Source organism: Massilia cellulosiltytica, from assembly GCF_047325105.1.
GTDB lineage: Bacteria > Pseudomonadota > Gammaproteobacteria > Burkholderiales > Burkholderiaceae_D > Telluria > Telluria orientalis.
This window is the reverse complement of sequence record NZ_CP168562.1, coordinates 5958667-5985541: the sequence shown is the minus strand read 5'-3', so window position 1 is coordinate 5985541 and position 26875 is coordinate 5958667. Positions and strand designations below refer to the sequence as shown.

The 26875-nt window shown below is 67.6% G+C and carries 20 protein-coding genes and 1 pseudogene; 18 read left to right on the top strand and 3 right to left on the bottom strand.

The features are described from left to right. Nucleotides 1-8 precede the first annotated feature (8 nt). The 3 genes from ACEN9H_RS26220 to gshA all read left to right on the top strand — a co-directional run bounded on the left by ACEN9H_RS26220 (nucleotide 9) and on the right by gshA (nucleotide 3352). On the top strand, nucleotides 9-347 hold the full coding sequence (locus tag ACEN9H_RS26220) for a P-II family nitrogen regulator (RefSeq protein WP_025511601.1): 339 nt from the start codon (nucleotides 9-11) through the stop codon (nucleotides 345-347). Between the two features lie 10 nt (nucleotides 348-357). Next, nucleotides 358-1911, top strand: coding sequence for an ammonium transporter (locus ACEN9H_RS26215; protein ID WP_413672627.1), 1554 nt, complete (start codon nucleotides 358-360; stop codon nucleotides 1909-1911). 139 nt (nucleotides 1912-2050) lie between these two features. Next, complete coding sequence (gshA, locus tag ACEN9H_RS26210) at nucleotides 2051-3352, top strand: glutamate--cysteine ligase (protein ID WP_025511598.1); 1302 nt, start codon at nucleotides 2051-2053, stop codon at nucleotides 3350-3352. Between the two features lies 1 nt (nucleotide 3353). On the opposite strand, the gene ACEN9H_RS26205 is transcribed toward gshA, so the two are convergent. Beyond that, entirely contained in the window at nucleotides 3354-4070 is a 717-nt protein-coding gene (locus tag ACEN9H_RS26205; protein WP_413672626.1) for a class I SAM-dependent methyltransferase, read from the bottom strand. A gap of 190 nt (nucleotides 4071-4260) precedes the next feature. Here ACEN9H_RS26205 and gshB point away from each other — a divergent pair, with 190 nt between their 5' ends. The 8 genes from gshB to ACEN9H_RS26165 all read left to right on the top strand — a co-directional run bounded on the left by gshB (nucleotide 4261) and on the right by ACEN9H_RS26165 (nucleotide 11478). Continuing rightward, on the top strand, nucleotides 4261-5208 hold the full coding sequence (gshB, locus tag ACEN9H_RS26200) for a glutathione synthase (protein WP_056122136.1): 948 nt from the start codon (nucleotides 4261-4263) through the stop codon (nucleotides 5206-5208). A 4-nt stretch (nucleotides 5209-5212) separates the two neighbouring features. After that, nucleotides 5213-5617 (top strand): PTS sugar transporter subunit IIA, encoded by a 405-nt coding sequence (locus ACEN9H_RS26195; RefSeq protein WP_056122138.1) that lies wholly within the window; start codon nucleotides 5213-5215, stop codon nucleotides 5615-5617. Between the two features lie 35 nt (nucleotides 5618-5652). Next, nucleotides 5653-5922, top strand: a complete 270-nt coding sequence (locus ACEN9H_RS26190) for an HPr family phosphocarrier protein (protein ID WP_056122141.1) — start codon at nucleotides 5653-5655, stop codon at nucleotides 5920-5922. A gap of 41 nt (nucleotides 5923-5963) precedes the next feature. Further along, a complete protein-coding gene (ptsP, locus tag ACEN9H_RS26185) occupies nucleotides 5964-7715 on the top strand; it encodes a phosphoenolpyruvate--protein phosphotransferase (protein WP_413672625.1) in 1752 nt (583 codons plus the stop codon). A 19-nt stretch (nucleotides 7716-7734) separates the two neighbouring features. Further along, nucleotides 7735-8883 carry a homoserine O-succinyltransferase MetX gene (gene metX / locus ACEN9H_RS26180; RefSeq protein WP_160409732.1) on the top strand — a complete coding sequence of 383 codons (1149 nt, stop codon included), beginning with the start codon at nucleotides 7735-7737 and terminating at the stop codon, nucleotides 8881-8883. Further along, nucleotides 8880-9497, top strand: a complete 618-nt coding sequence (gene metW / locus ACEN9H_RS26175) for a methionine biosynthesis protein MetW (protein WP_371765947.1) — start codon at nucleotides 8880-8882, stop codon at nucleotides 9495-9497. Before metX ends, metW begins: the two co-directional genes overlap by 4 nt. A 98-nt stretch (nucleotides 9498-9595) precedes the next feature. Further along, complete coding sequence (locus ACEN9H_RS26170; RefSeq protein WP_160409731.1) at nucleotides 9596-10525, top strand: M48 family metallopeptidase; 930 nt, start codon at nucleotides 9596-9598, stop codon at nucleotides 10523-10525. Nucleotides 10526-10539: 14 nt separating this feature from the next. Then, on the top strand, nucleotides 10540-11478 hold the full coding sequence (locus ACEN9H_RS26165) for an RluA family pseudouridine synthase (RefSeq protein ID WP_413672624.1): 939 nt from the start codon (nucleotides 10540-10542) through the stop codon (nucleotides 11476-11478). A gap of 121 nt (nucleotides 11479-11599) precedes the next feature. On the opposite strand, the gene ACEN9H_RS26160 is transcribed toward ACEN9H_RS26165, so the two are convergent. Together ACEN9H_RS26160 and ACEN9H_RS26155 are read right to left on the bottom strand one after the other, a co-directional pair. Beyond that, nucleotides 11600-17983, bottom strand: a complete 6384-nt coding sequence (locus ACEN9H_RS26160; RefSeq protein ID WP_413672623.1) for an Ig-like domain-containing protein — start codon at nucleotides 17981-17983, stop codon at nucleotides 11600-11602. A 151-nt stretch (nucleotides 17984-18134) separates the two neighbouring features. Then, nucleotides 18135-18905, bottom strand: coding sequence for an exodeoxyribonuclease III (locus ACEN9H_RS26155; protein ID WP_371768824.1), 771 nt, complete (start codon nucleotides 18903-18905; stop codon nucleotides 18135-18137). Nucleotides 18906-19071: 166 nt separating this feature from the next. Between ACEN9H_RS26155 and ACEN9H_RS26150 the strand changes: the two genes are divergently transcribed. The 7 genes and pseudogenes from ACEN9H_RS26150 to ACEN9H_RS26120 all read left to right on the top strand — a co-directional run bounded on the left by ACEN9H_RS26150 (nucleotide 19072) and on the right by ACEN9H_RS26120 (nucleotide 26875). Continuing rightward, nucleotides 19072-21594, top strand: coding sequence for an ATP-binding protein (locus ACEN9H_RS26150; RefSeq protein ID WP_413672622.1), 2523 nt, complete (start codon nucleotides 19072-19074; stop codon nucleotides 21592-21594). Nucleotides 21595-21703: 109 nt separating this feature from the next. After that, a pseudogene (locus ACEN9H_RS26145) lies at nucleotides 21704-22744 on the top strand (MEDS domain-containing protein); the annotation flags it as partial. Nucleotides 22745-22927: 183 nt separating this feature from the next. Then, nucleotides 22928-23584, top strand: coding sequence for an orotate phosphoribosyltransferase (pyrE, locus tag ACEN9H_RS26140; RefSeq protein WP_371831806.1), 657 nt, complete (start codon nucleotides 22928-22930; stop codon nucleotides 23582-23584). Nucleotides 23585-23629: 45 nt separating this feature from the next. Then, on the top strand, nucleotides 23630-23863 hold the full coding sequence (locus tag ACEN9H_RS26135; protein WP_413672621.1) for a hypothetical protein: 234 nt from the start codon (nucleotides 23630-23632) through the stop codon (nucleotides 23861-23863). Beyond that, a complete protein-coding gene (locus ACEN9H_RS26130) occupies nucleotides 23860-24612 on the top strand; it encodes a prolipoprotein diacylglyceryl transferase (RefSeq protein WP_413672620.1) in 753 nt (250 codons plus the stop codon). Before ACEN9H_RS26135 ends, ACEN9H_RS26130 begins: the two co-directional genes overlap by 4 nt. Beyond that, nucleotides 24609-25409 carry a hypothetical protein gene (locus tag ACEN9H_RS26125; RefSeq protein WP_413672619.1) on the top strand — a complete coding sequence of 267 codons (801 nt, stop codon included), beginning with the start codon at nucleotides 24609-24611 and terminating at the stop codon, nucleotides 25407-25409. The genes ACEN9H_RS26130 and ACEN9H_RS26125 overlap by 4 nt, the downstream gene beginning before the upstream one ends. Beyond that, nucleotides 25406-26875 carry a radical SAM protein gene (locus tag ACEN9H_RS26120; RefSeq protein WP_413672618.1) on the top strand — a complete coding sequence of 490 codons (1470 nt, stop codon included), beginning with the start codon at nucleotides 25406-25408 and terminating at the stop codon, nucleotides 26873-26875. Before ACEN9H_RS26125 ends, ACEN9H_RS26120 begins: the two co-directional genes overlap by 4 nt.

Genomic DNA, 26875 nt, shown 5'->3' with positions numbered 1-26875 from the left:
GCAATCACATGAAAATGATCACCGCCATCATCAAACCCTTCAAGCTCGACGAGGTGCGTGAAGCCCTCTCGGAAATCAACGTCCAGGGTATCACCGTGACGGAAGTGAAGGGTTTCGGTCGCCAGAAGGGCCATACCGAGCTCTACCGTGGCGCGGAATACGTCGTCGATTTCCTGCCGAAGACCAAGATCGAGGCAGCGGTCGACGATGCCATCGTCGACCAGGTGATCGACACCATCCAGAGCGCCGCGCGCACCGGCAAGATCGGCGACGGCAAAATTTTCGTCTCCAACCTGGAGCAGGTAGTCCGTATCCGTACCGGCGAGACCGGCAACGAAGCGCTGTAAGGGGAATCCGATGATCCACACCATCACGAAACTGATCGCAGGCGTATCCGTCGCCGTGGCGCTGGCAGCCGCCGCCCCGGCCATGGCCCAGGATGCCGCCAAACCGGCAGCCGCTGCGGAAGCCGCAGCACCCGCGGCCGCACCGGCCGCCAGCGCACCGGTCGCCGCCGCGCCGGCCGCAGCAGCTGCTGCTGCACCGGAAGCTGCCGCCGCACCGGCCGCGCCGGCTGCCGCACCGACCCCGCAGAAGGGCGACACCGCCTGGATGATGGTCGCCACGCTGCTGGTGATCATGATGACGATTCCGGGCCTGGCCCTGTTCTACGGCGGCCTGGTCCGTTCCAAGAACATGCTGTCCGTGCTGCTGCAGGTGTTCATGATCTTCGCGGTCATCATCGTCCTGTGGTGCCTGTACGGCTACTCGCTGGCGTTCACCGAGAAGACCGCGTTCATCGGCGGCTTCGACCGCCTGTTCCTGAACGGGATCTGGGATCCGGTCAAGGGCGCGTTCTCGACCGCGGCCACCTTCAGCAAGGGCGTCGTCATCCCCGAGTTCGTCTTCGTGGCGTTCCAGGGCACGTTCGCGGCCATTACCTGCGGCCTGATCGTCGGCGCGTTCGCCGAGCGCGTCCGCTTCTCCGCCGTGCTGCTGTTCGTCGTGCTGTGGTTCACGTTCGGTTACCTGCCGGTCGCGCACATGGTCTGGTTCTGGACCGGTCCGGATGCGTTCACCGCCGCGACCGTCGATGCCGAGACCGCCAAGGCCGGCTGGCTGTGGCAGAAGGGCGCCCTCGACTTCGCGGGCGGTACCGTGGTGCACATCAATGCCGCTATCGCCGGCCTCGTCGGTGCGATCCTGATCGGCAAGCGCGTCGGCTACGGCCGTGAATCGATGGCCCCGCACTCGCTGACCATGACCATGATCGGCGCCTCGCTGCTGTGGGTGGGCTGGTTCGGTTTCAACGCCGGTTCGGCACTGGAAGCGGGCGACGTCGCCGCGCTGGCCTTCGTCAACACCCTGCTGGCCACCGCCGCCGCCACCGTGTCGTGGGTCTTCGGCGAGTGGATCACCAAGGGCAAGCCGTCGATGCTGGGTGGCGCCTCGGGTGCCGTCGCCGGCCTCGTCGCCATCACCCCGGCCTGCGGCTTCGTCGGTCCGATGGGCGGCCTGGTCATCGGTCTCGTCGCCGGCATCGTCTGCCTGTGGGGCGTGAACGGCCTGAAGCGCATGATCGGCGCCGACGACTCGCTGGACGTGTTCGGCGTCCACGGCGTGGGCGGTATCCTGGGCGCGCTGCTGACCGGCGTGTTCGCGGCACCGCAACTGGGCGGCCAGGGCATCTTCGACTACGTCACCAACAAGATGTCCGCCGACCCGTACTCGATCGGCCACCAGGTCCTCGTGCAGGCGGAAGCCGTCGGCACCACCATCGTGTGGTCGGCCGTCGTCTCGTTCATCGCCTACAAGATCGTCGACGTCGTCGTCGGTCTGCGTGTCCCGGAGGAAGAGGAACGCGAAGGCCTCGACATCACGAGCCACGGCGAGCAGGCTTACCACTCCTGATTATCAGGAATGCAATATGCGAAAGCGCCCTCCGGGGCGCTTTTTTTATTTCTAAATTGCATAAAGGTCTTTAAAAAACGTTCGAACACCCCAATCTCGGCTTACCATATCGCCAAGAAGCCCGAAGGACGTCATTTTTATGGTTCCCCACCTCGCCACCGCCGTGACCGGTCCCCTGCTGGACCTGGAAAAGAAGATCCTCGAAGCCACGCCCGCCATCGAACGCTGGTTCCGCCTCGAGTGGCAGGAGCACACGCCGCCGTTCTACTGCTCGGTGGACCTGCGCAATGCCGGCTACAAGCTGGCGCCGGTGGATACGAACCTCTTCCCGGGCGGCTTCAACAACCTGTCGACGGAAATGCTGCCGCTGACGGTGCAGGCCGCCATGGCCGCGATCGACAAATACTGCCCGGACGCCCGCAACCTGCTGCTGATCCCGGAAAGCCATACGCGCAACCCGTACTACCTGCAGAACGTGCAGCGCCTGATGCAGATCTTCCGCCAGACGGGCCTGCACGTGCGCCTGGGCTCGCTGTCGCCCGAGGTGACGGAGCCGACGCCGCTCGCGCTCCCGGACGGGAACATGCTGGTCGTGGAGCCGCTCGTGCGCTCGCCCAACGGCCGCCGCGTGGGCCTGGCCGACTTCGACCCGTGCACGATCCTGCTGAACAACGACCTGTCCGCCGGCATCCCGAGCATCCTCGAAAACGTCCACGAGCAATCGCTGCTGCCGCCGCTGCACGCCGGCTGGGCCGTGCGCCGCAAGAGCAATCACTTCAAGGCGTTCGACGAGGTCGCCAAGAAGTTCGGCAAGCTGATCGACATCGACCCGTGGCTCGTGAACCCGCTGCACAGCAAATGCGGCGAGGTCAATTTCCAGGAAGACGTGGGCATGGAATGCCTGGCCGATAACGTGTCGGCGCTGCTGTCGAAGATCAAGAAGAAGTACAAGGAATACGGGATGAAGGACCAGAAACCCTTCGTCATCGTCAAGCCGGATGCCGGCACGTACGGCATGGGCATCATGACCGTCAAGGATGCGAGCGAGGTCAAGGACCTGAACCGCAAGCAGCGCAACAAGATGTCGGTCATCAAGGATGGCGTCACCGTCACCGACGTGATGATCCAGGAAGGCGTGCCCACGTTCGAGTCGATCAACGACGCGGTGGCGGAGCCGGTCGTGTACATGATCGACCGCTACGTCGTCGGCGGCTTCTACCGCGTGCACGCCGAGCGCGGCGTGGACCAGAACCTGAACGCGCCGGGCTCGCAATACGTGCCGCTCGCGTTCGCGCAGCAGCACGCGGTGCCCGACCTGAAGGCGAAGCCGGGGACGGCCGCGCCGAACCGCTTCTACGTGTACGGCGTGGTGGCGCGTCTTGCGTTGCTCGCTGCTTCGCTGGAGTTGGAACGGACCGATCCGGACCCGGAAATCTATTGATTCAGACCATACGGTCCGTCTCCGGCTTGCGCGCCATGTAGATGAAGTGGGAGCGCAGCGGCGGCAGCAACGTCGCCAGCGCTTCCGGAATCAACCAGGGCAGGGCGGCCAGCGTGCGCCCCACGGGCGCCGTCAGCACCAGCGTGCGGTAGTGGCGGCTGGCGGCAGGCCAGAAGCGCAGCAGTTCGACGTCCGTCACCTTGCGCACGTGGGCATTGCGCGGGCTGCCGTAGCGGACATCGAAAATCATCGTCCAGCCGCCCGGACGCAGCACGCGCCACATTTCGGCGGCCAGGCCGCGCCGCAGGTCTTCGTCCAGGAGCGCGGAAAACACCGTGTGTGCGCTCACGAGGTCCATGCTCGCGTCGGGAAAGACGTCGATCTGGCCCAGGTGCCAGCGCACGCCGGGCGCCGTGCGGGCCCGGGCCTGCTCCAGGCGGTCGGGCTGCAGCTCCGTGCCGGCGAGGTGGGACGGCGTGGCGCCCCAATCGATCAGCTGGCGCAGGAAGCCGCCGCCGCCGCAGCCGACGTCCAGCGCGCGCACGGCGGACAGGTCGCGGCCCACCGTCAGCGGCAGCAGGTCGGCCAGCACGCGCGCCCGCGCCGCCGCCTGGCGCACGATGTCGGGCCGGTGCCAGACGTGTTTCGCCAGCCCGGCACCGCCATGCCATTGGCGATAGGCCTGGTTGATGCGTTCCTGCTCGGCTTGGTCGCTCATCGTGTCCTCCTGGGACGCATCTTCCCAAGTGGTCCGGCGGCACGTTTGACGGTTCGCAAATGCAGATTGAATAGATGACGTTTTGCCAACAGGAAGATGCCCCGGTAACTCGTCCGCCGGACGCGGTCGCCTTTCCGCGAACATCCGCGTTTCCGGCTAAAATCGTGGTATTGCCTCCATTGGGACCATCATGAAAATCGCTTTTCTCGCAGATCCGCTGTCCGGCTTCAAAATCTACAAGGACTCGACGTTCGCGATGATGCGCGAAGCGGCGCGGCGCGGCCATCGGATCTATGCCTTCGAACAGCGCCACCTGGTGCTGGAAGAGGGCGTCGTGACGGCCGAGGCCACCGAGATCCAGCTGACCGGCGACCCGGACGACTGGTACCGCGAAGGCGACACCGATACCGTGCCCCTGTCCGCGTTCGACGCCGTCATCGAGCGCAAGGACCCGCCGTTCGACATGGAATACGTGTACGGCACGTATCTGCTGGAACTGGCCGAGCGCCAGGGCGCGCGCGTGTTCAACAAACCCTCGGCGATCCGCGACCACAACGAAAAGCTGACCATTGCCCAGTTCAGCCAGTTCACGTCGCCCACGCTCGTGTCGTCGTCCGGCACGCGCCTGCGCGCCTTCCACGCCGAACACGGCGACGTGATTTTCAAGCCGCTGGACGGCATGGGCGGCGCCGGCATCTTCCGCGTCAAGGACGATGGCCTGAACCTTGGTTCCATCATCGAGACGCTGACGGACAACGGCGCGCGCACTATCATGGCGCAGAAATATATTCCCGCCATCGTCAAGGGCGACAAGCGCGTGCTCGTCATCGACGGCAAGCCGGTCCCGTTTTCGCTGGCGCGCATTCCGCAGGCCGGGGAAGTGCGCGGCAACCTGGCGGCCGGCGGCACCGGCGTCGCGCAGCCGCTGACCGAGCGCGACCGCGAGATCGCGGAAAGTCTCGGCCCGATTCTGGCGGCGCGTGGCCTGTTGCTGGTAGGATTGGACGTGATCGGCGATTTCCTGACCGAGGTGAATGTCACCAGCCCCACGTGTTTCCAGGAGATCACCGACCAGACCGGTTTCGACGTTGCGGCGATGTTCATCGACGCCGTCGAGCGCCGGGTAACGGGAAATTAAAGACATGGTAGGCATCCTGCTGATGACCCACGCTCCGCTGGGCCAGGCATTCATCGCCGCGGTCGCGCACGTGTTCCGCGGCCCCACCGAGCGCTTCGAGGCGATCGACGTGACGGCGGACCAGGACACGAACGAGATCCACGCCCTGGCGAAGAGTGCAATCCAGCGCCTGGACGAAGGCGATGGCGTGCTGGTCATCACCGACATCAAGGGCGGCACGCCGTCCAATTGTTGCAACACGCTGGCCGAGGCCGGTCGCGTGGAAGTCATCGCGGGCATCAGCCTGCCGATGCTGCTGCGCGCGATTACGTACCGGCGCGACACGCTGGACGTCGTGGTCGAGATGGCCCTGACCGGCGCGCAGAACGGCGCCGTCCGGGTCGACAACCGCATCCGGGTCGGCACCTGACCGGACAGATGAACGAGAGAAACGACAATTAAAATATGATTCAACAGGAACTCGAGATCATCAACAAGCTGGGCCTTCACGCCCGCGCATCCGCCAAATTCACCCAGCTGGCCGCCAAGTTCCAGAGCGACGTCTGGCTCACCCGCAACGGCCGCCGCATCAACGCCAAGTCGATCATGGGCGTCATGATGCTGGCCGCCGGCAAGGGCGCCAAGGTGACCCTGGAAGCGGACGGCCCCGACGAACAGGAATGCATCGCCGCGCTCACCGGCCTCATCAACGATAAATTCGGCGAAGGCGAGTAATGCCGGACAGCAGCCGAGCTGGCCGTCACCCGGGACCCTCCATGGCATCGTTCACACTGCACGGCATTCCGGTCTCGCGCGGGATCTCGATCGGGCGCGCGCACCTGCTCACGCCGGCCGCGCTCGACGTCAAGCACTACCTCGTGCCGGAAGAGCAGGTCGAGGCGGAAGTGAAGCGCCTGCAGGACGCGATCGCCGAAGTGCACCGCAACCTGCAGGAGCTGTGGACCGAGCTGCCGAAGGAAGCCCCGACGGAACTGGGCGCGTTCATCGACGTGCACGTGCTGATCCTGTCCGATCCGATGATCTCGGAGGCGCCCCTCGACATCATCCGCAGTCGCCACTACAACGCGGAATGGGCGCTCGTCACGCAGATCGACGAGCTGTCCGCGCAGTTCGACGAGATCGAGGACGAGTACCTGCGCGAGCGCAAGCAGGACATCCAGCAGGTGGCCGAGCGCGTGCTGAAGGTGCTGATGGGAACCGCGCTGTCGGCGCCGCCGGTGCCCGAGGAAGACCACTTCCAGCCGCAGATGATCGTCGTCGCGCACGACATCTCGCCGGCCGACATGCTCGCGTTCCGCGACCGCTCGTTCGTCGGCTTCGTCACCGACGTGGGCGGCCAGAACTCGCACACGGCGATCGTCGCGCGCAGCCTGGACATCCCGGCCGCCGTCGGCATGAGCCAGGCGTCGCGCCTGATCGAGCAGGACGACTGGGTGATCGTCGACGGCGATGCCGGCGTCGTGATCTGCAATCCGAGCGCGCTCGTTATGGAGCAGTACCGCGCGCGCCAGGCCAACCTGATGAAGGCGCGCAAACGCCTCTTCAAGCTCAAGAAGACGCCGGCCGTCACGAAGGACGGCACGCCGATCACGCTGCTCGCGAACATCGAGCTGCCGGACGATTGCGGTCCGGCGCTGGAAGCGGGCGCCGTCGGCGTGGGCCTGTTCCGTTCCGAATTCCTGTTCATGGGCCGCGGCGCACAGGGTTTGAAAGTGCCGGGCGAGGACGAGCAGTTCGAGCAGTACCGCAAGGCCGTGCTGGCGATGAAGGGCCGCCCGGTCACGATCCGCACGCTCGACGTGGGCGCCGACAAGCCGCTCGACCAGACGGAACACACGGCGCTGAACCCGGCGCTGGGCCTGCGCGCGATCCGCTACTGCCTCGCCGAGCCGCAGTTGTTCCTCACGCAGCTGCGCGCGATCCTGCGCGCGTCCGCGTTCGGCAAGGTGCGCATCCTGATCCCGATGCTGGCGCATGCGTTCGAGATCGACCAGACGCTCGGCATGATCGAGCAGGCCAAGGCCCAGCTGCGCGAGCAGAACATCAAGTACGACGCGGCGGTGGAAGTCGGCGCCATGATCGAGATCCCGGCCGCCGCGCTGGCGCTGCCGATGTTCGTCAAGCGCCTGGACTTCCTGTCCATCGGCACCAACGACCTGATTCAATACACGCTGGCGATCGACCGCGTCGACTACGAGGTGGCGCACCTGTACAATCCGCTGCACCCGGCGGTATTGAACCTGATCGCGATGACGATCGAGGCCGGGCACAAGGCCGGCATCGACGTCGCCGTGTGCGGCGAGATGGCGGGCGACGTCAAGCTCACCCGCCTGCTGCTGGGCATGGGCCTGCGCGAGTTCTCGATGCATCCCGCCCAGCTCCTGGCCGTCAAGCAGGAAATCCTGTCCAGCGACCTGGCGCGGCTCGTGCCGCGCACCAGGCGCATCCTGCGCGCGATGGAACCGGCGGCCATCGCCGAAGCCGTGGAGCAGCTGCAGTCCGTCTAGTTACAACTTAAGAGTCTTCATGGGATCGATCGGAATTGTCTCCCCCCAGGCGATGCACTTCGCCGAACCGTTGCGCCTGCAAAGCGGCGCGGCGATCGGCGACTACACGCTGATGTATGAAACGTACGGCACGCTGAATGCCGACAAATCGAACGCGGTGCTGATCTGCCACGCGCTGAACGCGTCGCACCACGTCGCCGGCCACTACGCCGACCAGCCGAAGAGCGCGGGCTGGTGGGACAACATGGTGGGACCGGGCAAGCCGGTCGACACCGACCGCTTCTTCGTCATCGGCGTCAACAACCTCGGCTCCTGCTTCGGTTCCACGGGCCCGATGCACACGAATCCGGCCACGGGAAAACCGTACGGCGCCACGTTCCCCGTCGTGACGGTGGAAGACTGGGTCGCCGCGCAGGCGCTGCTGGCCGACCGCCTCGGCATCGAGTGTTTTGCCGCCGTGATGGGCGGATCGCTGGGCGGCATGCAGGCCCTCGCGTGGAGCATCATGTTCCCCGAGCGCCTGCGTCACTGCATCGTGATCGCGTCCACGCCGAAACTCTCGGCGCAGAACATCGCGTTCAACGACGTGGCGCGCCAGGCGATCCTCACCGATCCGGACTACCGCGGCGGCGACTTCTACGAACACGGCGTGGTGCCGAAGAACGGCCTGAAGGTGGCGCGCATGGTCGGCCACATCACGTACCTGTCGAACGACGACATGGCGGAAAAATTCGGCCGCAAGCTGCGCAATGCGGCCGAGAGGAACGACTACAAATTCGACTTCGGCATCGACTTCGAGATCGAATCGTACCTGCGCTACCAGGGCGATAAATTCTCGGAATACTTCGACGCCAACACCTACCTCCTGATCACCAAGGCGCTCGACTATTTCGATCCCGCCCGCGAGCATGGCGGCAACCTCGCCAAGGCGCTGGAAAACACGCAGGCTCAATATCTCGTCGCGTCGTTCTCGACGGACTGGCGCTTCTCGCCGGAGCGCAGCCGCGAGATCGTGGAAGCGCTGCTGGCCAACCGCCGCAAGGTGACCTATGCCGAGATCGACGCGCCGCACGGCCACGACGCCTTCCTGCTCGAGGACGTGCGCTACATGAACATCGTCCGCGCCTACTTCCAGCGCATCGCGGCAGAGCAGAAGGAGGCCGCATGAAATACGAAGACCTGACCCTGCGGTCCGACCTCGCGTTCATCGCCCACTGGGTCGGCGACGGCGCCCACGTGCTGGACGTCGGCTGCGGCGACGGCGCCATGCTGCGCTACCTGGAGCAGGCCAAGCGCTGCACGGGCTACGGCGTGGAGATCGCCGACGACAAGGTCCTGGAAAGCACGCAGCGCGGCATCAGCGTGATCCAGCACGACATGGAGCAGGGCCTCGGCCTGTTCGCGGACGACGCGTTCGACGTGGTCCTGTGCCTGTCGTCGCTGCAGATGATGCAGCACGTGGAGGCGCGCCTGCGCGACATCGTCCGCGTGGGCAAGGAAGCGATCGTGTCGTTCCCGAACTTCGCATACTGGCCGCACCGCGCCGCGCTGCTGAAAGGGCGCATGCCGGTGTCGCGCACCCTGCCTTACCAGTGGTTCGACACGCCGAACCTGCGCTACGCGACCATCTACGACTTCAAGGACCTGGCCGAGAAATGCGGCCTGGAAGTGCTGGAATACGTCGCGCTGGCCGAGGGCAAGCCGGTGTCGTTCCTGCCGAATTTGCGCGGCAGCCTGGCGGTATTCCGCCTGCGCAAGCGCGATCTCGTGAGCAAGGCCTGACGTTTCCCCGCCTGCGTCGCTGCCCGGGTATGCGTATCGTGTTGTACTTACGGACGCGACTTGGGCATCATGTGTCCAGAACCCAGCAGGAGAACACCATGAATCGACTCTTCAAGCACGGCGCGGCCGTGCTGCTCGCCCTGAGCGTTGCCACGCCCGGCGCGTACGCCGCACGCGCGCAGGACGACCGCCCGAACCAGGACCAGGTCGTGCAGGACGGCATCGCCGTCAAGCCGCTCAAGCGCAATTCGATCGGCGGCGTGTGGCGCGATATCGCCGCGCCCGAGGACGCCATCAACCAGCAGTCGGCCCAGCAATATCTGGCGCTGATGAGCAAGGCGAAGCAGGAAGGCGCGCTCGTGCCGGAATCCGACCCGCGCGTGCAGCGCCTGCGCGCCATCGCGAAACGCATCATCCCGAACACGGCGCGCTGGAACCCCGACGCCCAGCAGTGGAAGTGGCAGGTCAACCTGCTGCAGTCCGGCGAGGTGAACGCGTTCTGCATGCCGGGCGGGCGCATCGCGTTCTACACGGGCATCATCGACAAGCTGCGCCTCACGGACGACGAGATCGCGGCCGTGATGGGCCACGAGATCGCGCACGCGCTGCGCGAGCACGGGCGCGACCGCCAGAGCAAGGCGGCGGCGACGGGCCTCGCGAGCCAGCTGGGCGGCGCCGCGCTGTCGGCCTGGCTCGGCGTGGACGTGCGCGGCGCGACCAACGCGGCCGGCCAGCTCCTCGTGCTGAAATTCTCGCGCGACGAGGAACGCGAAGCCGACCTCGTGGGCCTCGACATCGCCGCGCGCTCCGGCTACGACCCGCGCGCGGGCATCGCGCTGTGGAACAAGATGGCGGCGCTGAACCAGAGCGGCGCGCCGATCGAGCTGCTGTCCACGCACCCGGGCGGCAGCGATCGCATCGAGCAGATCGACAGCCACATGAACGTGCTGCTGCCGCTGTATGCGCGCAGCAAGGGCACGTCCGTCGACCGGTTGCCGCCTTACCGCTCCAACGTCGCGCAACGCTGATAAACAAGGGATCGATGGTTCGTTTCGTCAGGAAGGGCCACCAGGCCGCAGCCAATGCCGTCGTGCCGCTGCCGGTGCGGGACGGCGTGGCGCCCAGCTATCTGTGGATCACGGCAACCCGGACCGGCGGCATGCTGGCCTTTCTCGAGGAGCGCTTTCCCGCCATCGCCGGCCCGTCCTGGGCCGAACGCCTCGCGCGCGGCGACGTCGTCGATGCGCACGGTACGCCGTTGCAGGCCGACAGCCACGTACGCCAGGGCATGCGCATCTGGTACTACCGCGAGCTGGAACACGAGACGCCGATTCCGTTCGAGGAGGGCATCATCTTCCAGGACGAGCACCTGCTCGTCGTCGACAAGCCGCATTTCCTGCCGATGATCCCGACGGGGCGCTTCCTGCGCGAGACCCTGCTCGTGCGGCTGAAACAGAAGTTCGACCTGCCGCACCTGACGCCGATCCACCGCCTCGACCGCGAGACGGCCGGCGTCGTCATCTTCTCGCACAACCTGGCCACGCGCGGCACGTACCAGTCGATGTTCCAGAAGCGCAGCATCCGCAAGGTGTACGAGGCGCTGGCGCCCGTGCTGCACGGGAGAGAATTCCCGTTCACCTACCGCAGCCGCATGGTCGACGGCGACAAGTTCTTCGTGATGCGCGAAGAAGCGGGCGAGCCGAATTCCGAGACGTTCGTCGAGCTGCTGGAAACGCGCGGCGACGTGGCGCGCTACCGCCTGCATCCGCACACGGGTCGCAAGCACCAGCTGCGCCTGCACATGGCGTCGCTGGGCGTGCCGATCCTGAACGACGCCTTCTATCCCGTCGCGCTGCCGTGCAAGGGCGACGATTTCTCCGCGCCGCTGCAACTGCTGGCGCGGTCCATCGCGTTCGACGATCCGCTCACGGGAGCAGCGCGCAGCTTCGCAAGCGGCCGCGCGCTGGAGTGGCCGGCTTGAAACCGTCGCCCCGGCGAAGGCCGGGGCCCGGGGTCGTTGAGCTGCGGCGACGCAAGCAAGACTTGGCGGGATGACGCAGAGCGGCATCCCGTCTTCGCGGGAACGACGTCGGGTCGAGACGTCAGGCCGTCAGTCCGACGCCGAAGGTGTCGCTGCCGATGATGGCGACGTTGCCCGCCACGTCCTCGATCGCGTTACCGTTCACCGTGAGGTGGTAGGCGCCGTTCAGCGTGCCCAGGTTGAGCTCCAGCGTGCGCGCGTCGGTCGCGATGTCCCAGTTGGTCAGCACGTCCCACGCATGGTGCGAGCGCCCCACGTTGCCGCTGTCGAGCACGTCGATCGTGCCGTTCTGCGCGAACACGATCTTTTCGCTGAACGTCAGGCTGTGCCAGTTCGCCCCCGCCTTGCTGGTCGACTGGGTCAATGCCACCGTCGGTGCCGTCGTGTCGATCGTGACCGACAACGGCGCGGATGCGGTGCCCTGGTTGCCGGCCGCATCTTCCTGGACCACGGTGAACGTGTGCACGCCGTCCGTGAGCGGCCCGCCGCCGCCGAGCGTGACCGTCCAGCTCCGGTTATTGCCGACGTCGGCCCCGCCCACCAGGGACGCGCCGTCGTAGACCAGGATCCGGCCGCCGCTTTCGGCCGCCGTGCCGGTCAGCGTGGGCATCGTGTCGTTCGTGATGCCGTCGGAGGACGAGACGCCCGTGTCGCTCCCCGCCGCCAGCACCGGCTGGCCCGGGGCGTCCGGTTCGATGGCGTCGACCGTGAACGTGAACGGGACCGACAGTTCGCGCGGCGTCACGTTGCCCCCGGTATCCTGCAGTTCCAGCGTGATCGTGTGCTGGCCGTTCGCGAGGTCCCACAGGGGCGAGAAATGCCATACGCCGTTGTCGCCGGCGGTGGTGGAACCAAGGATCGTGCCGCCGTCCCACACGGTCACCTGGGTGCCGGCGGCCACGGTGCCCGTCAGTGCCGGCGCGGTGAAGCTCGTGATGGTGTCGCTGGAGGACAGGCCGTTGTCGGCGCCCGGCAAGAACGTCGCCCCCGCGGCGGTCGAGCCGGCGACGGTGACCGTCAGTGGCTGCGACGGTGCGCTCGCATTGTGCGCGGCGTCGTACTGGACGGCCTTGACCGTGTAGGTGCCGTTGGTGCCCAGCAGGACGTCGTCGATGCTCCACTTGCCGCCGCCGTCGGCCCAGCCGCTGCCGACCAGGCGGTCGCCCACGTACAGTTCGATCTGGGCCCAGCCATCGGCGCCGCTGCCCGTGAAGGTGGGCGCCACGACACTCGTGACGTTGTCGCCGGCGATGCCGGTATCGGATGCGGCGGCGAGCGTCGGCGCGGACGGGGCGTCCGGGGCATGCGTGTCGATCCGGATCGTGCCGCCGTAGCCGTCCGAGTCCCCGAGGTAGCCGTACGTGATGTGCGCGAGGTCGAGCACGTTGCCGGCGCCGTCCGCGAAATGGTCCGTCAGGTCGCCCCTGGTAGCGAAGTCCAGGCCGGACACGTCGTTGTCGCCGGCGGCCACCGTGTACTCGAACAGCGCGCTGCGATGGTCGTCGCTCAGGCCCTTGAAGTGGGCCTGGGCGCCGTTGTTGAGTTCGAGGCTGGGGGCGCCGCGTACGTCGACCGGTTCGCTGAACGTCACGCGGATACCGATGGTTTCGCCGACGCCGTAGTCGCCGCCGCCGACGTCGGCGCGCAGGTTCGTCGCGCGCGGCGCCGTCACGTCGACGTAGGTGCCGGCCGTGTGGAAGACGATGCTGTGCTCCGCCACCTGGTTGCCGGCCAGGTCGGTCAGCGCGTAGGGCAGGTAGAGGGAATAGTCGTTGCCCGAACCGAGGTGCAGCTCGTCGGCCGTGAGCGTGATGGTCTTGTGGTCGGCCGAGAAGTTCGCTTCCGTCAGGGGGATGTAGCTGCTGGCGCCGTCGAAGTCGTACAGCTGCAGGCCGTCGTAGCTGCTTTCCCCGCTCGTCCAGTACACGGGCTTGTCGAACGTGAGGACGAGATTGCCCGCGACGTCGAACGCCGTGCTGCCGTCGGGCGAACCGGTGACGTGCGGATTCGTCGTGTCGATCGTGATCTGCTTCGACACCGTGGCGCTGGCGTGGCCGGCGTCGTCGACGATGCTCGCGGTGTACGTGTGCACGCCCGGAGGCAGGTACGCCTCGCTCGCGTAATACCAGTACGTGCTGCCGCCTTCCGCCGAGTACACGTGCAGGCCGTACGGGTCCACTTCCTGCCCGTCGATCAGCACCTTCAACTGCTGGTTGTCGGCCAGGGTGCCGATGAAATAGCCGTAGGCGTATTCGCCGCCGCTGTTCGTGATGCCGTCGTCGGCATACGGACCTTCGTCGCTGACGAAGAGTCCGGAGATGTAGGCCGCCACCGTCGTGTCGTACGTGTAGTTGCCGGAGCTGGCCGTGCCGCTGCCCGCGTTGCCGAGCGTGTCGTGCACTTTGGTCAGGTCGACGCCGACGGTGTTGGTGTTGTCGACGATGCCCGCGTCGGCCGCGGACAGGGTCGCGTACCACGTCCGGTAGTCGTCCGAGTGGTGCAGGTTCGTGAGCGCGGCGTGCGGCGTGTCGAGGGCCGAGGCGTCGAGCGCCGTCACCGCCGCCGAGAATCGCACCGTGAGACCGACGCTGCCGCCGCTGACCAGCGCGTCGCCGTCCAGGGCGACGGTGGCGGTGAGCGCATCCGTGTTCACGCTGTAGTGCGACAGCGACGCCGCGCTGCCGCTGCCCGCGTTGCCGGCCGCGTCGTGCACCTGGGTCAGGTCCACGCGCAGCTGGTTGCCCGTGCTGCTGCCGGCGCCGGCCTCGGCGTTCAGGGTGCCGGTCCACGTCTTGCCGCCGTCCGCCGTCGCCAGGCCGCTCACCGTCGCGTGCGGGGCCTGCAGCGCGGCGGCGGTCAGGCCGCTCACGCTTTCCGAGAACGTGATCGAAAAGCCGATGCCGTGCGACGGGCCGATCGTCGTGTCGTCGAACAGGATGTCCGCCACGACGGGCGGCTTGCTGTCGATCGCGTACGCGGCCGTGCTGGCCGCGAAGCCGCCGCCGTGGTTGCCGTGGGCGTCGACGACCTGGGCCAGGTCGAGCACGACGTGCAGGCCGCCCGTGTCCACGCCGGGTTGGGCCGTCAGCGTCGCCATCCACGTCTTGCCGCCGTCGGCCGTGTGCACGCCGCTCACGGTGGCGCCGGGCGCGCTGATCGCGGTTGCCGGCAGCGTGCTCACGCTCTCGGCGAACGTGAAGGTCACGTCCATCGTGCCGCCCGCGTTCAGCGTGCCGGCGGCAAGCAGGATCGTCGCGCCCGCGGGGCCGATCGTGTCGACCGCGTACGGGGCACTCCACGCGCTGCCGGTGCCGGCATGGCCGCTCGCGTCCAGCACCTTGGCCATGTCCACGCCGACGACGTTGCCGGTCCAGTCGCCGCTGCCGTTGGCCGACAGCAGCGCGGTCCAGGTCTTGCCGTCCGCGCTGCCCACCAGGTTCGAGACGCTCGCGTGCGGCGCCGAGATCGCGGCGAGGGGCAGGTTCGGCACGGCCTGCGTGAACGTGAACGTGGCCTGGATCGCGTGGGTCGCGTCGAGGCTCGTCCCGTCGAGGGTGATGGCGAGCGTGTTGGCGATGCCCGCGACCGCATAGCTGTCCGACTGGGCGCTGCCGCTGCCCGCGTTGCCGGCCAGGTCGTGCACCTTGGCCGGGTCGACGGACAGCACGTTGCCGCTGCTGGGCGCCAGGTCGTTGCTGGCCAGCGTGCCGGTCCACGTCAGGCCGCCGTCCGCCGTGTGCAGGCCGCTGACGGCCGCGTGCGGGGCGGTGATGGCGCCCGTGCCCAGGTCGGCCACGGCTTCGCTGAAGCGGACGGTCAGCGTGGCGCCGTGGGTGGCGTCCAGGTTCGTGTTGTCGAGCGCGATGCTGGTCACGGTCGGCGCCACCGTGTCGACCTTGTAGGCGGCCGGGACGGCACTGCCGCTCCCCGCGTTGCCGAATGCATCGTGCACTTTCGTGAGATCGAGGGTGACGGCATTGTTGGCAGCCTCGACGCCGCCCTGCGGCGCGAGCGTGGCCGTCCACGTCAATCCGTCGCTCGAATGCTGCAGGTTCGCGAGCGTTGCGTTGGGTGTCTGCAGCGCGCCCGCCGTCAGGTCCGTCACGGCTTCGCTGAACCGGATCGTCAGGGTGGCGCCGCCGCCGCTGTGCAGCACGGTGCTGTCCAGCGCCAGCGTAGCGGTCGGGCCCTGCGTGTCGACGGCGTAGTTGCCGGAAGTCGCCTTGTCGCTGCCCGCGTTGCCGAGCGCGTCGTGCACCTTCGCGAGGTCGAGGGTGACGGTATTGACCGCATCCTCGATGCCGCTCGTCGGCGTCAGCGTGGCCGTCCACGTCAGCCCGTCGCCCGAATGCTGCAGGTGCGTGAGCGTCGCGTTCGGGGCCTGCAGCGCGGCCGCGGTCAGGTCCGTCACCGCTTCGCTGAACCGGATCGTCAGCGTGGCGCTGCTCCCGCCGTGCAGGGTCGTGCTGTCCAGCGCCAGCGTGGCGGTCGGGCCTTCCGTGTCGACGGCGTAGGCCGCGCCGGTGAAGGTGCCGCTGCCCGCGTTGCCGGCCAGGTCCTTCACCCGGGCCAGGTCGACGGAGACGGTATTGCCGGTCCAGGTGCCGCTGCCGTCCGCGGTCAGGGTCGCGGTCCAGGTCTTGCCGTCGGCGCCAGGCGCGAGGCCGGTCACGTGCGCGTGCGGCGCGTCGACCGCGGCGAGCGGCAGGTCCTGCACGGCTTCGTCGAACGTGAACGTGGCGTGCAGGCTGTTGCCGCCGGCGAGCGTGGCGCCGTCCAGCGCGATGGCGACGGCGCCGGGGCCGTGCGTGTCGATGGCGTAGTTGCCGGAGGCCGTGCTGCCGCTGCCGGCATTGCCCGCGGCGTCGTGCACCTTCGCGAGATCGAGGATGACGGCATTGGTCGCGTCGGTGACGCCGCCCTGCGGGGTGAGCGTGGCCGTCCACGTCAGGTAGTCGGCGGAGTGCTGCAGGTTGGCGAGCGCCGCATTGGGCGCCTGCAGCGCGGCCGCCGTCAGGTCTTTCACGGCCTCGCTGAAATGCAGCGTCAGGCCCAGGGTGCCGCCCGTGTGCACGGCCGTTCCGTCCAGTGCCAGGGTGGCGGTCGGCCCCTGCGTGTCGACGGTGTAGGCCGGGCCCGCGCTCGTGCCCTTGCCCGCGTTGCCGGCGAGGTCGGCCACCTTGCCCAGGTCGACGCTGACGGCGTTGCCGGTCCAGGTGCCGGTGCCGTCCGCGGAGAGCGTCGCGGTCCAGGTCTTGCCGCCGTCGCTGCTGGCGAGATTGGACACCGTCGCATGCGGTGCCGTGATCGCGTCCGGCGCCAGGTTCTGCACGCGTTCCGCGAACGTGAACGTCGCATGGACGGGCTTGCCGGCGGCGAGCGTGGCGCCGTCGAGGGCGATGGCGACGGCGTTCGGTCCCTGCGTGTCGACCGTGTAGGCCGCCGACACCGCGCTGCCGCTGCCCGCGTTGCCGGCCAGGTCCTTCACCTGGCCCAGGTCGACGGCAAGGACGTTGCCGCCCGCGCTGGTGGCCGCGGTGCCGCTCAGCGTGGCGGTCCAGGTCGTGCCGCCGTCCGTCGTGTGCAGGTTCGAGACGGTCGCGTGCCCGGCGCTCAGCGCGGCGGACGTGAGGCCCGTGACGGCTTCGGAAAACTTGATGGTCGCGACGGCATCGACGCCGCCGCCGAGCAGGGTGTGGTCGAGCGTGACGGTGGCCGTGGGCGCCTGCGTGTCGACCGTGTAGCTGGCGAGGTTGCTCGTGCCGCTGCCGTGGTTGCCGGCCGCGTCGAGCACCTTGGTCATGTCCAGGCTCAGGACGTTGCCGGGCGCCGTCGTGGCGTCTTTCGGCGCCGTCAGGGTCATTTTCCACGTGAGTCCGTCGCCGCTCCTGGTCAGGCTGGTGATCTCCGCGTGCTGCGCGCTCAACGCATCCGCCGGTAGTGCATCGACGGCTTCGGAGAACGTCAAGGTGACGACGATGCTGCCCCCCGCTTTCAGGACGCTGCCGTCGGTGTCGATCTTGAGTAGCTGCGGGCCGAGCGTGTCCGGCGCGTCCGGCGTGACGATCGGTACTTGCGACGTGGAGCGCACGCCGCCGAAGGCCACGTGGGCTATCGATTGCAGCGCGTCCGCGCCCATCACCATGCTGTAGGTGTGGCCGGGCAGCAGGCCCGCCACGTCCAGCGTGACCTGGGTGCCCTGGATGTCCAGGCTGGATGCCGATATCGTGTGCGTGTCGGTCGCGCCGACCACCCGCAGCGTGGGCTCGCCCGTTACGCGGTCGATCACGGTCTGTATGGCACCGTCCGTGATGATGACCGACCCGCTCCCAGCCGCCATGTCGGTGCTGAAATCCAGGGTAATACTCATGTGGCCCGGCGTGAAGATCGGCGTAGGGGGCGCCAGTAACTTCGGCACGAAGGAAAGAGGGGTCTGGGTGGGCATGATCGTTCGCGGACAGTGTTTGACGTCGTGGAAAAAGATTCCACAAGGAAAACTTAGTGAACGATCATATCAACAAACCCACTGCCAAAGTGGGTAAGTTGATGTTTTTACGACATATATGAGTGGATTTCCCCCTTGCCGGGGGGAATTATCAGAGGTGGTAATCGATGATCAGCGGCGCATGGTCCGAAAACCGTTCGTCCTTGTAGATGGAGACGGTGTGCGCCTTCGCGGCGATGCCCGGCGTGGCGACGTGGTAATCGATGCGCCACCCGACGTTCTTCGCCCACGCCTGGCCGCGGTTGCTCCACCACGTATATTGCTCGGGACGCTGGTCGATGCCGCGGTGGACGTCCACGAGGCCCAGTTCGTCGAAGATCCGGGTCATCCAGGCGCGTTCTTCCGGCAGGAAGCCGGAATTCTTCTTATTGCCCTTCCAGTTCTTGAGGTCGATTTCCTTGTGCGCGATGTTCCAGTCGCCGCAGATCACGATTTCGCGGCCCTCGGCCTTGAGCGCCTGCAGGTGTGGCAGGAACACTTCCATGAAGCGGAACTTGGCTTCCTGGCGCTCCGGCGACGACGAGCCGGACGGGCAGTAGACGGAAATGACGGTCAGGTTGCCCACGTCGGCGCGGGTGTAGCGGCCTTCGTTGTCGAATTCGACGCAGCCGAAGCCCGTCCTGACGGCATCCGGCTTCGTGCGGCTGTAGACGCCCGTACCCGAGTAACCCTTTTTCTCGGCATAATGGAAATGGCCGTGGTAACCGTGCGGCGCGAGGAACTCCTCGGTCATGTCGGCCTGCTGGGCTTTCAGCTCCTGGACGCAGATGAAATCGGCGTCCTGGCTGGCCATCCAGTTGAAGAAACCCTTCTTGTGGGCGGAACGGATGCCGTTCAGGTTGGCGGAGATAATTCGTGGCATGGATCTGGACAAAAGTGCGGTGGGCCAAGGGCGATAGTGTAGCTCGTTTTGACTTCCATCAACACATCCATGGCGGATAAACAAACGTTAAATGTCCGGTCCGGTATGTTAAACTGGTCCATTGTGCCCGGGGTCCGGGCACTTTCACCCCGCACAAGGAGTTGACGTGCTGATCAGATCGGATGATCTGCTGTCGGGGAAATACGGCAGGAGTGGACATTTCGTACGGTTCTACGACGAGGGCGACGTCATGCTGGACGAAGTCGCGACGTTCCTCGCGCAGGCCGTGCCTATGGGCGGCAAGGGCATCGTGATCGCCACGCCGGACCACATCGACGTGCTGCGCCGGCGTCTCGGTCCGGCGGCGGCCGTGCGGGTCGCGTGGATGGACGCCGACGCCGTGCTCGCGCAGTTCATGGTCGACGGGTGGCCCGACCCGGCGCGTTTCGAGGCCGCGGTGGGCAGCGCGGTGGCCGCGGCCTGCGCCGGCGGCACCACCGTCCATGCGTTCGGCGAAATGGTGGCGCTCCTGTGCGCGCGCGGCCGCCACGATGCGGCGCTGCGGCTCGAGGAACTCTGGAACGACCTGGCGCGACGCCAGGTGTTTTCGCTGTTCTGCGCCTATCCCTGGGATGCGTTTCCCACGCCCGAGCTGGCGCAGGCGTTCCGCCGCGTGTGCGCCGAGCACGATCATGCCTGCGCCGACACGGCGCTGGCGCTGCCGGCCGAGGGCGACGCCGACATCGGCCGCATCCGGCTCGAGCAGGAGGTGCAGGCGCTGCGCGCGGAGGTGCGCCGGTACAAGGACAATGAACGGGTGCTGCGCCGGAGCGAGCGCGAACTCGCGGACTTCGTCGAGAACGCGGTCGAAGGCCTGCACCGCGTCGGCGCCGACGGCACCATCCTGTGGGCCAACCGCGCGGAGCTGCAGATGCTCGGCTACGGCTGGGAGGAATACGTCGGCCACAACATCGCCGAGTTCCACGTCGACCGCCCGGTCATCGACGACATCGTCACCCGCCTCGCGTGCGGCGACACGCTGTACGACTATCCGGCCCGGCTGCGCTGCAAGGACGGCTCGATCCGGCATGTGCTGATCCACTCGAACGGCAGCTTCGAGGACGGCCAGCTGCGCTACACGCGCTGCTTCACGCGCGACGCGACCGAGAGGCGCGAGCGCGACATCGCGCTCAAGCAGCGCGACCGCATGCTGCTCGACGCCCCGGTGGCGGCGGCCCTGCTGATGGGGCCGGACTTCGTGTTCCGCCTGGCCAACCGCTGCTACCGCGAACTGGTGGGCCGCGACGGCATCGAAGGGCTGCCGCTGCTGCGTGCCTTTCCCGAACTGCGCGGCGGCGAGATCCACCACCTGCTCGAACACGTCCACGCCACCGGCCGCGCGGCCCGCGTGGAAGAGTTGCACGTGCACGGGCGCTATCTCAAGTTCAGCGTCGAGCCGCTGGCGGTGGAAGAAGGGGAGGAGCGCGGCATGATCGTGGTGGCCGTCGACGTCACCGAGCACGTGCGCACCCGCCAGGAAATCGAGCACGCCCACGCCGAACGCGCCGAACTGCTGGCCGAACTGACGGCCGCCAGCCGCGCCAAGGACGAATTCCTCGCCATGCTCGGCCACGAGCTGCGCAATCCGCTGTCGCCGATCGTCAGCGCGCTGAAACTGATCCGCATGCGCGGCGAGACCGGCTTCGCGCGCGAGCGCGAGATCATCGAACGCCAGGTGCAGCACCTGGTGCGGCTGGTGGACGACCTGCTGGACATTTCGCGCGTCACCCGCGGCAAGGTGGAGCTGCAGTGCGAACGGGTCGACCTCGCGCAGCCCCTGGGCAAGGCCATCGAGATGGCCCGGCCGTTGCTGGAACAGCGCCGCCACCGGCTCGACGTCGACATCGAACCGGACCTGGCCTGGGAGGGCGATCCGATGCGCCTGGCCCAGGTGGTGTCGAACCTGCTGACGAACGCGGCGCGCTATACGCCGCCCGGCGGCAAGGTCGTGCTGCGCGCGCATGGCGTGGACGGCGAGCGGGTGCGCCTCGCGGTCAGCGACACCGGCATCGGCATGAGCCCGGAACTGCGCGCCCAGGTGTTCGACCTGTTCTTCCAGGGGAAGCGCGCCATCGACCGCGCCGAGGGCGGCCTGGGCATCGGGCTCGCGCTCGTCAGGAACATCGTCGGACAGCATGGCGGCCAGGTGGAAGCGCACAGCGCCGGGCCGGGCAAAGGTAGCGAGTTCGTCGTGCTGCTGCCCCGGCGTACCCCGGCCGCCTGCGCCGTGCCGGACGCGGCGCCGGCTGCGAACGCGCCGGCGGCCGTCCGGCGCCGGATCATGGTCGTGGACGACAACGTCGACGGCGCCGACACGCTCGCGCGCCTGCTGGCCGCGCACGGCCATGACGTGCGGGTCTTCCACGAACCGGTGGCCGCGCTGGCCGCCGTGCCGGACTTCCTGCCCGACCTGGCCGTGCTGGATATCGGGCTGCCGGTCCTGGACGGCTACGAGGTGGCGCGCCGCCTGCGCGCGCTGTTGCACGACCACCCGTGCCGCCTCGTCGCCCTGACCGGCTACGGCCTGCCGGCCGACCGCGAGCAAAGTGCCCGGGCGGGGTTCGACGCGCACCTCGTCAAGCCGGTCAATCCCGATCTCGTCGTGCGGCTGGCTGCGGGCACCGACTGAACGTCTGACGTTTTGATTTACATCAACATAATGGCGACCTGAACGGCCGCCGCCACTTGATCGCGCTTGATATGGATAGAATGACATCTTTCATCCATCAGAAACCCCCATGCTGATCAAGACCGACGACCTGTTGTCCGGCAAACACGGCAAGACGGGGCATTTCGTGCGTTTCTACGACGATGGCGACACGCTGCTCGACGAGGTCGCGTCCTTCATCGAGCGGGCCTTGCGGGCGCGGGGACGGGGCATCGTCATCGCTACCGGCGCGCACACCGATGCGCTGCGCCGGCGCCTGGACGAGCTGGCGCGGGCGGAAGGGCGCTCCGCCCCGCCGTCGCGCGACGTCACGTGGCTCGACGCCGAAACGACCCTGGCGCGCCTGATGGTCGACGGCTGGCCCGACCGCGCACGTTTCGAGTACGAGGTCGGCCGCATCGTGGCCGAAGCCTGCGCCGGCGGCGCGCCCGTCCACGCGTTCGGCGAGATGGTGGCGCTGCTGTGCGCGCGCGGCCGCTACGACGCGGCCCTGCACCTGGAGCGGCTGTGGAACGAGCTGGCGCGCAAGCTCGATTTCTCGCTGTTCTGCGCCTATCCCTGGACCCTGTTTCCATCGTCCGGCGCGGCGCACGTGTTCCGCCAGGTCTGCGCGGGGCACGACCACGCTTGCGCCGACGTGGCGGCGCCGCTGCCGTCCGGGCAACCCGTCGACATCAACCTGGTCCGGCTCGAGCAGAAAGTGCATGCGCTGCACGCGGAGGCGGCGCGGCGGCGCCAGGCGGAGCGCGACCTGCTGCGGCGCGAACGCGAGTTCGCCGACATGGTCGAGAACGCGGCCGAAGGACTGCACCAGGTCGGCGCCGACGGCACGATCCTGTGGGCCAACAAGGCCGAGCTGCAGATGCTCGGCTACCGCTGGGAAGAATACGTCGGGCACAACGCGGCCCGGTTCCACGCCGATCCGGCCATCGCCGCCGACATGCTGGCGCGGCTGGCGGCCGGCGAAACGGTGCTGGACCAGCCAGCGCGCCTGCGCTGCAAGGACGGTTCGATCCGGCATGTGGTGATCCGCTCGAACGCCTGTTTCGAGGACGGCCGCCTGCGCTACACCCGCTGCTTCGTGCGCGACACGACCGAACATGTGCGCATGCAGGCCGAACTGGAGGGCATCCGCCGCGCCGAGGACGCATTCCTCGCCATGGTCGGCCGGGCGCTGCGGGCGCCGCGCACGGAACGGCGCCTGCACCGTCTCGCGCGGGTGGTGGAATACCGGCTTCGCGGGCGGGGGCGGGGCGGATTACAATACCGGTTTTCACAGTTCGAGGGTCGTGTCGTGGACAATCTGCGCCAACAGTTCATTGCGTTTTCAGTCGAAGCCGAAGTCTTGAAGTTCGGCCAGTTCATCACCAAGGCGGGCCGCCAGTCGCCGTACTTCTTCAACGCGGGCCTGTTCCACGACGGCGCCACGCTCGGCAAGCTGGCCGATTTCTACGCCCAGACCCTGCTCGACTCCGGCCTCGAATTCGACATGCTGTTCGGCCCGGCCTATAAAGGCATCACGCTCGCCTCCGCGACCGCCGTGGCGCTGGCCGCGAAAGGCCGCAACACGTCGTTCGCCTACAACCGCAAGGAAGCCAAGGACCATGGCGAAGGCGGCACGATCGTCGGCGCCAAATTGGCGGGCAAGGTCGTCATCATCGACGACGTGATCTCGGCCGGCACCTCGGTGCGCGAATCGGTGGCGATGATCCGCGCCGCCGGCGCCGAACCGGCCGCCGTGCTGATCGCGCTCGACCGCATGGAACGGGGCGGCAAGGACGGCGTGCTGTCGCCGCTGTCGGCCGTGCAGGAAGTCAGCCAGGCCTACGGCATCCCCGTGATCTCGATCGCCAGCCTGGCCGACCTGTTCGGCTACCTGGAAGCCGATCCGTCGCTGGCCCAGCACAAGGACGCCGTGGCGGCGTACCGCCAGCAATACGGCGTGGCCTGAACCCGCGGACTGTGATGTAATGGCGGCAACTATTTGGGAGCTGCCATGAACAATGTCGCGCGCGGTTTTCTGACTGCCATTCTCTCGTTGGCGCTCGCGGGCTTCGGCCTGTGCGGCGCCGCCGGCACTTTCAGCGGGCTGGCCGGCCTGTCCTCGCCCGGGCCCGAGAACTTCTCGTCGGTCGCGCTCGTCTTGGGCCTGATCGGGCTCGGCATCGCCTTCGTGTGCGGCTGGATTGTCGTCAGGTTGTGGCGCAAGCGTCCGCCCGGCGGCGCATGAACGGTCCCGCGCTTTCCGCCGCGACCGCGCAACCGGTCCATCTCGTATTCGAATGGCTGGCCCTCGCCGGCGGCGTGCAACTGTACCGCTGGCAGCGCCGGCGCGCCCGTCAACCCGCGCTGCTGCAGCCGGGCTCCTTCGCCGTCGTCGTCGGCTGCATCCTCGGCGCCGCCATCGGCAACAAGCTCGTGTTCTGGATCGAGATGCCGCACCTGTGGCAGGGCACCGTGCCGGACTGGCGCCTGATCGCGTCGGGCCAGTCGATCGTGGGCGGGCTGCTGGGCGGCCTGCTCGGCGTGGAGATCGCGAAGAAGCTCACGGGCATCCGCCGCTCGACGGGCGACCAGTTCATCCTGCCCCTCGTCGCCGGCACGATCGTCGGCCGCATCGGCTGCTTCCTCGCGGGCCTGAACGACGGGACGTACGGCGTGCCGACCGCGCTGCCGTGGGGCGTCGACTTCGGCGACGGCATCGCACGCCATCCCACGCAGGTCTACGACATGCTGTTCGTGCTGGGCGTAGGCAGCTTGCTGTGGCGCTGGCGCGCGCCGCTCGCGCGCAGTCCCGGGCTCGCGTTCAAGCTGTATCTCGCGTCCTACCTGGCCTGGCGCCTCGTCGTGGACGGCATCAAGCCGGTGCCGTATGCGTATGCGTTCGGGCTGTCGGGCATCCAGTGGGTGTGCATCGCGGCGCTGGTGTGCTACCTGCCGTTCGTGTTCCTCCAGTCACGGGAGCTTGTCCGTACATGACTCTTTTCGCTGATTCCCGCGCACGCGGCGGGATGCTGATTTTGGCTCTCGCTTTCATCGGCGGCACCGGCTGCGTCGCGATCGATGCGGTCAACAAGAACCGCTATGAGCGTCAGCAGCGCGACGCGGAAGCAGCCCGCCAGCGCCGCATCGCCGAGCTGGCGGGCGCTGCCGCGGCGGGCAACCCGGCAGCGCGCACCTCACTCGCGTATACCCTGGTGTCGACGCGGGACCGGAAACAGGCGGACGTGCCGCGTGCGCGGGACCTGCTGGAGCAGGCGAGCGCGCAGGACTACGCCCCGGCCCAGGCGCTGTTGGGCGAGATGTTGGGCGGTATGAGGTCGTGGGGCGGCTACGAACCTTTCGGTGCCAACCCACGGGATCGCGCGCGCGGCATCGTCCTGCTGCAGCGTGCCGCCACCAAAATTTGCGTGGTCCAGCCCGGACCGGACATGTTTCGCGTCGAGCCCGCGCTGCGGGCCGCGCAGCTGCTGGCCCGTGCCGGCCGCGCCGACGAGTCCCGGCTCTGGCGGGCGCGCAACATCCTGCATTGCGGCGGCGGAGACGTGAACTATCTGTCGTGGGAGGCGAAAGCAGATCGCGCTTCCTCCGCAGAGCGCATCGATGCGCTGGCGCTGCTGACGTTGACCGGCAACGCCGCGGCCGTCGCAGGCGCCAAAGCCATGCTTCCTGCAGATATGGTCGGCGCCGCCGACCGCCTGGCCGACGACCTGCGCCGCCAGGTCGCGGCGTCCGAACGCGACTATCCCGCGCCGCCGCGCAAGGGGCTCCCATGACCCGCAAGACCCGCCCCTATCTGTTCTACGACACGACGACCTCCGTCTGCTCGACCTGCCTGCATCCAGTCGAAGCGAAGATCGTGTTCAAGGACGACAAGGTCTACATGGACAAATGGTGCGGCGCGCACGGCACCGAGCGCGTGCTCGTCAGCGACGACGTCGCGTACTACCGCCTGTGCCGCGAAGTCTTCGTCAAGCACCCCGAGATGCCGCAGCAGTTCAACACGAAGATGGAGTACGGCTGCCCGTACGACTGCGGCCTGTGCCCGGACCACATGCAGCACTCGTGCCTGTCCGTCGTCGAGATCACGGACAACTGCAACCTGAACTGCCCCGTGTGCTATGCGGAGAGCGGCACGCACCGCGAACGCCATCGCCCGCTGGAAGAGGTCATCCGCATGCTCGACGCCGTCGTCGCCAACGAGGGCGAGGCGGACGTGATGCAGTTGTCCGGCGGCGAGCCGACCCTGCATCCGCAGTTCTGGGCCATCCTCGACGCCACGAAAGCGCGCCCCATCAGGCACGTGATGATCAACACGAACGGCATCGTGCTCGCGCAGGACAAGGCATTCGTGCGGCGCCTCGCGGGCTACGCGCCCGGCGTCGAGGTCTACCTGCAATTCGATTCGCTGCGCGCGGAGGTGCATCGCGAATTGCGCGGCGCCGACCTCACGCGTATCCGCCGCCAGGCGCTCGACAACCTCAATGAAGTGGGCCTGTCGACGACGCTCGTCGTCACGCTCAAGAAAGGCCTGAACGACGGCGAGATCGGAGACATCATCGACTTCGCCCTGCAGCAGCCCTGCGTGCGCGGCGTGACCCTGCAGCCGATCCAGGATGCCGGCCGCGTGGAAGACTACGATCCGCGTCTGCACCGCCTGACGGTGTCGGAGATCCGCCGCCGCATCGCCGAGCAAAGCGGCTTGTTCACGCTGGAGGACGTGGTGCCCGTGCCGTGCAATCCGGACACGCTGGCGATGGCGTACGCGATCAAGACGGAAGAGGGCACCGTGCCGCTGACGCGCTGGCTGGATCCGCAGACGCTCGTCGAAGGCAGCGGCAACACGATCGTGTTCGAACGCGACCCCGCGCTGCACGGCGCCGTGAAGGACCGCATCTTTGACCTGTTCTCGACGAACCACTCGCCGGAATCGCAGGCCAACTGCCTGTCCGAACTGATGTGCTGCCTGCCGCTCGTCAGCGCGCCATCCGCGCTCCGCTACGACAACGTGTTCCGCGTATTGATCGTGCAGTTCATGGACGCGTATTCGCTGGACGTGCGCGCGCTGAAGAAATCGTGCATCCACTTCGCGCTGCCGGACGGCCGCCTCGTCCCGTTCGAAAGCTACAACCTGCTGTACCGCGACGACCGCCGGCTCGAAGCGATCCGCGCCGGCATCGCGTCGGACATCGCGCGCCGGCGCGGAGCGGCCACGATACCGCTGGTACCCGTGACCGATTGA

Bases quoted from the DNA above. Each gene is read 5' to 3' on its own strand.
- ACEN9H_RS26155 (WP_371768824.1), bottom strand. From the start codon at position 18,905: ATGCCACGAATTATCTCCGCCAACCTGAACGGCATCCGTTCCGCCCAC.
- ptsP (WP_413672625.1), top strand. From the start codon at position 5,964: ATGGCATCGTTCACACTGCACGGCATTCCGGTCTCGCGCGGGATCTCG.
- ACEN9H_RS26195 (WP_056122138.1), top strand. From the start codon at position 5,213: ATGGTAGGCATCCTGCTGATGACCCACGCTCCGCTGGGCCAGGCATTC.
- ACEN9H_RS26220 (WP_025511601.1), top strand. From the start codon at position 9: ATGAAAATGATCACCGCCATCATCAAACCCTTCAAGCTCGACGAGGTG.
- ACEN9H_RS26125 (WP_413672619.1), top strand. From the start codon at position 24,609: ATGACTCTTTTCGCTGATTCCCGCGCACGCGGCGGGATGCTGATTTTG.
- ACEN9H_RS26215 (WP_413672627.1), top strand. From the start codon at position 358: ATGATCCACACCATCACGAAACTGATCGCAGGCGTATCCGTCGCCGTG.
- metW (WP_371765947.1), top strand. From the start codon at position 8,880: ATGAAATACGAAGACCTGACCCTGCGGTCCGACCTCGCGTTCATCGCC.
- gshB (WP_056122136.1), top strand. From the start codon at position 4,261: ATGAAAATCGCTTTTCTCGCAGATCCGCTGTCCGGCTTCAAAATCTAC.
- ACEN9H_RS26120 (WP_413672618.1), top strand. From the start codon at position 25,406: ATGACCCGCAAGACCCGCCCCTATCTGTTCTACGACACGACGACCTCC.
- ACEN9H_RS26160 (WP_413672623.1), bottom strand. From the start codon at position 17,983: ATGCCCACCCAGACCCCTCTTTCCTTCGTGCCGAAGTTACTGGCGCCC.
- ACEN9H_RS26130 (WP_413672620.1), top strand. From the start codon at position 23,860: ATGAACGGTCCCGCGCTTTCCGCCGCGACCGCGCAACCGGTCCATCTC.
- ACEN9H_RS26190 (WP_056122141.1), top strand. From the start codon at position 5,653: ATGATTCAACAGGAACTCGAGATCATCAACAAGCTGGGCCTTCACGCC.
- metX (WP_160409732.1), top strand. From the start codon at position 7,735: ATGGGATCGATCGGAATTGTCTCCCCCCAGGCGATGCACTTCGCCGAA.
- ACEN9H_RS26170 (WP_160409731.1), top strand. From the start codon at position 9,596: ATGAATCGACTCTTCAAGCACGGCGCGGCCGTGCTGCTCGCCCTGAGC.
- ACEN9H_RS26165 (WP_413672624.1), top strand. From the start codon at position 10,540: ATGGTTCGTTTCGTCAGGAAGGGCCACCAGGCCGCAGCCAATGCCGTC.
- gshA (WP_025511598.1), top strand. From the start codon at position 2,051: ATGGTTCCCCACCTCGCCACCGCCGTGACCGGTCCCCTGCTGGACCTG.
- ACEN9H_RS26205 (WP_413672626.1), bottom strand. From the start codon at position 4,070: ATGAGCGACCAAGCCGAGCAGGAACGCATCAACCAGGCCTATCGCCAA.
- ACEN9H_RS26135 (WP_413672621.1), top strand. From the start codon at position 23,630: ATGAACAATGTCGCGCGCGGTTTTCTGACTGCCATTCTCTCGTTGGCG.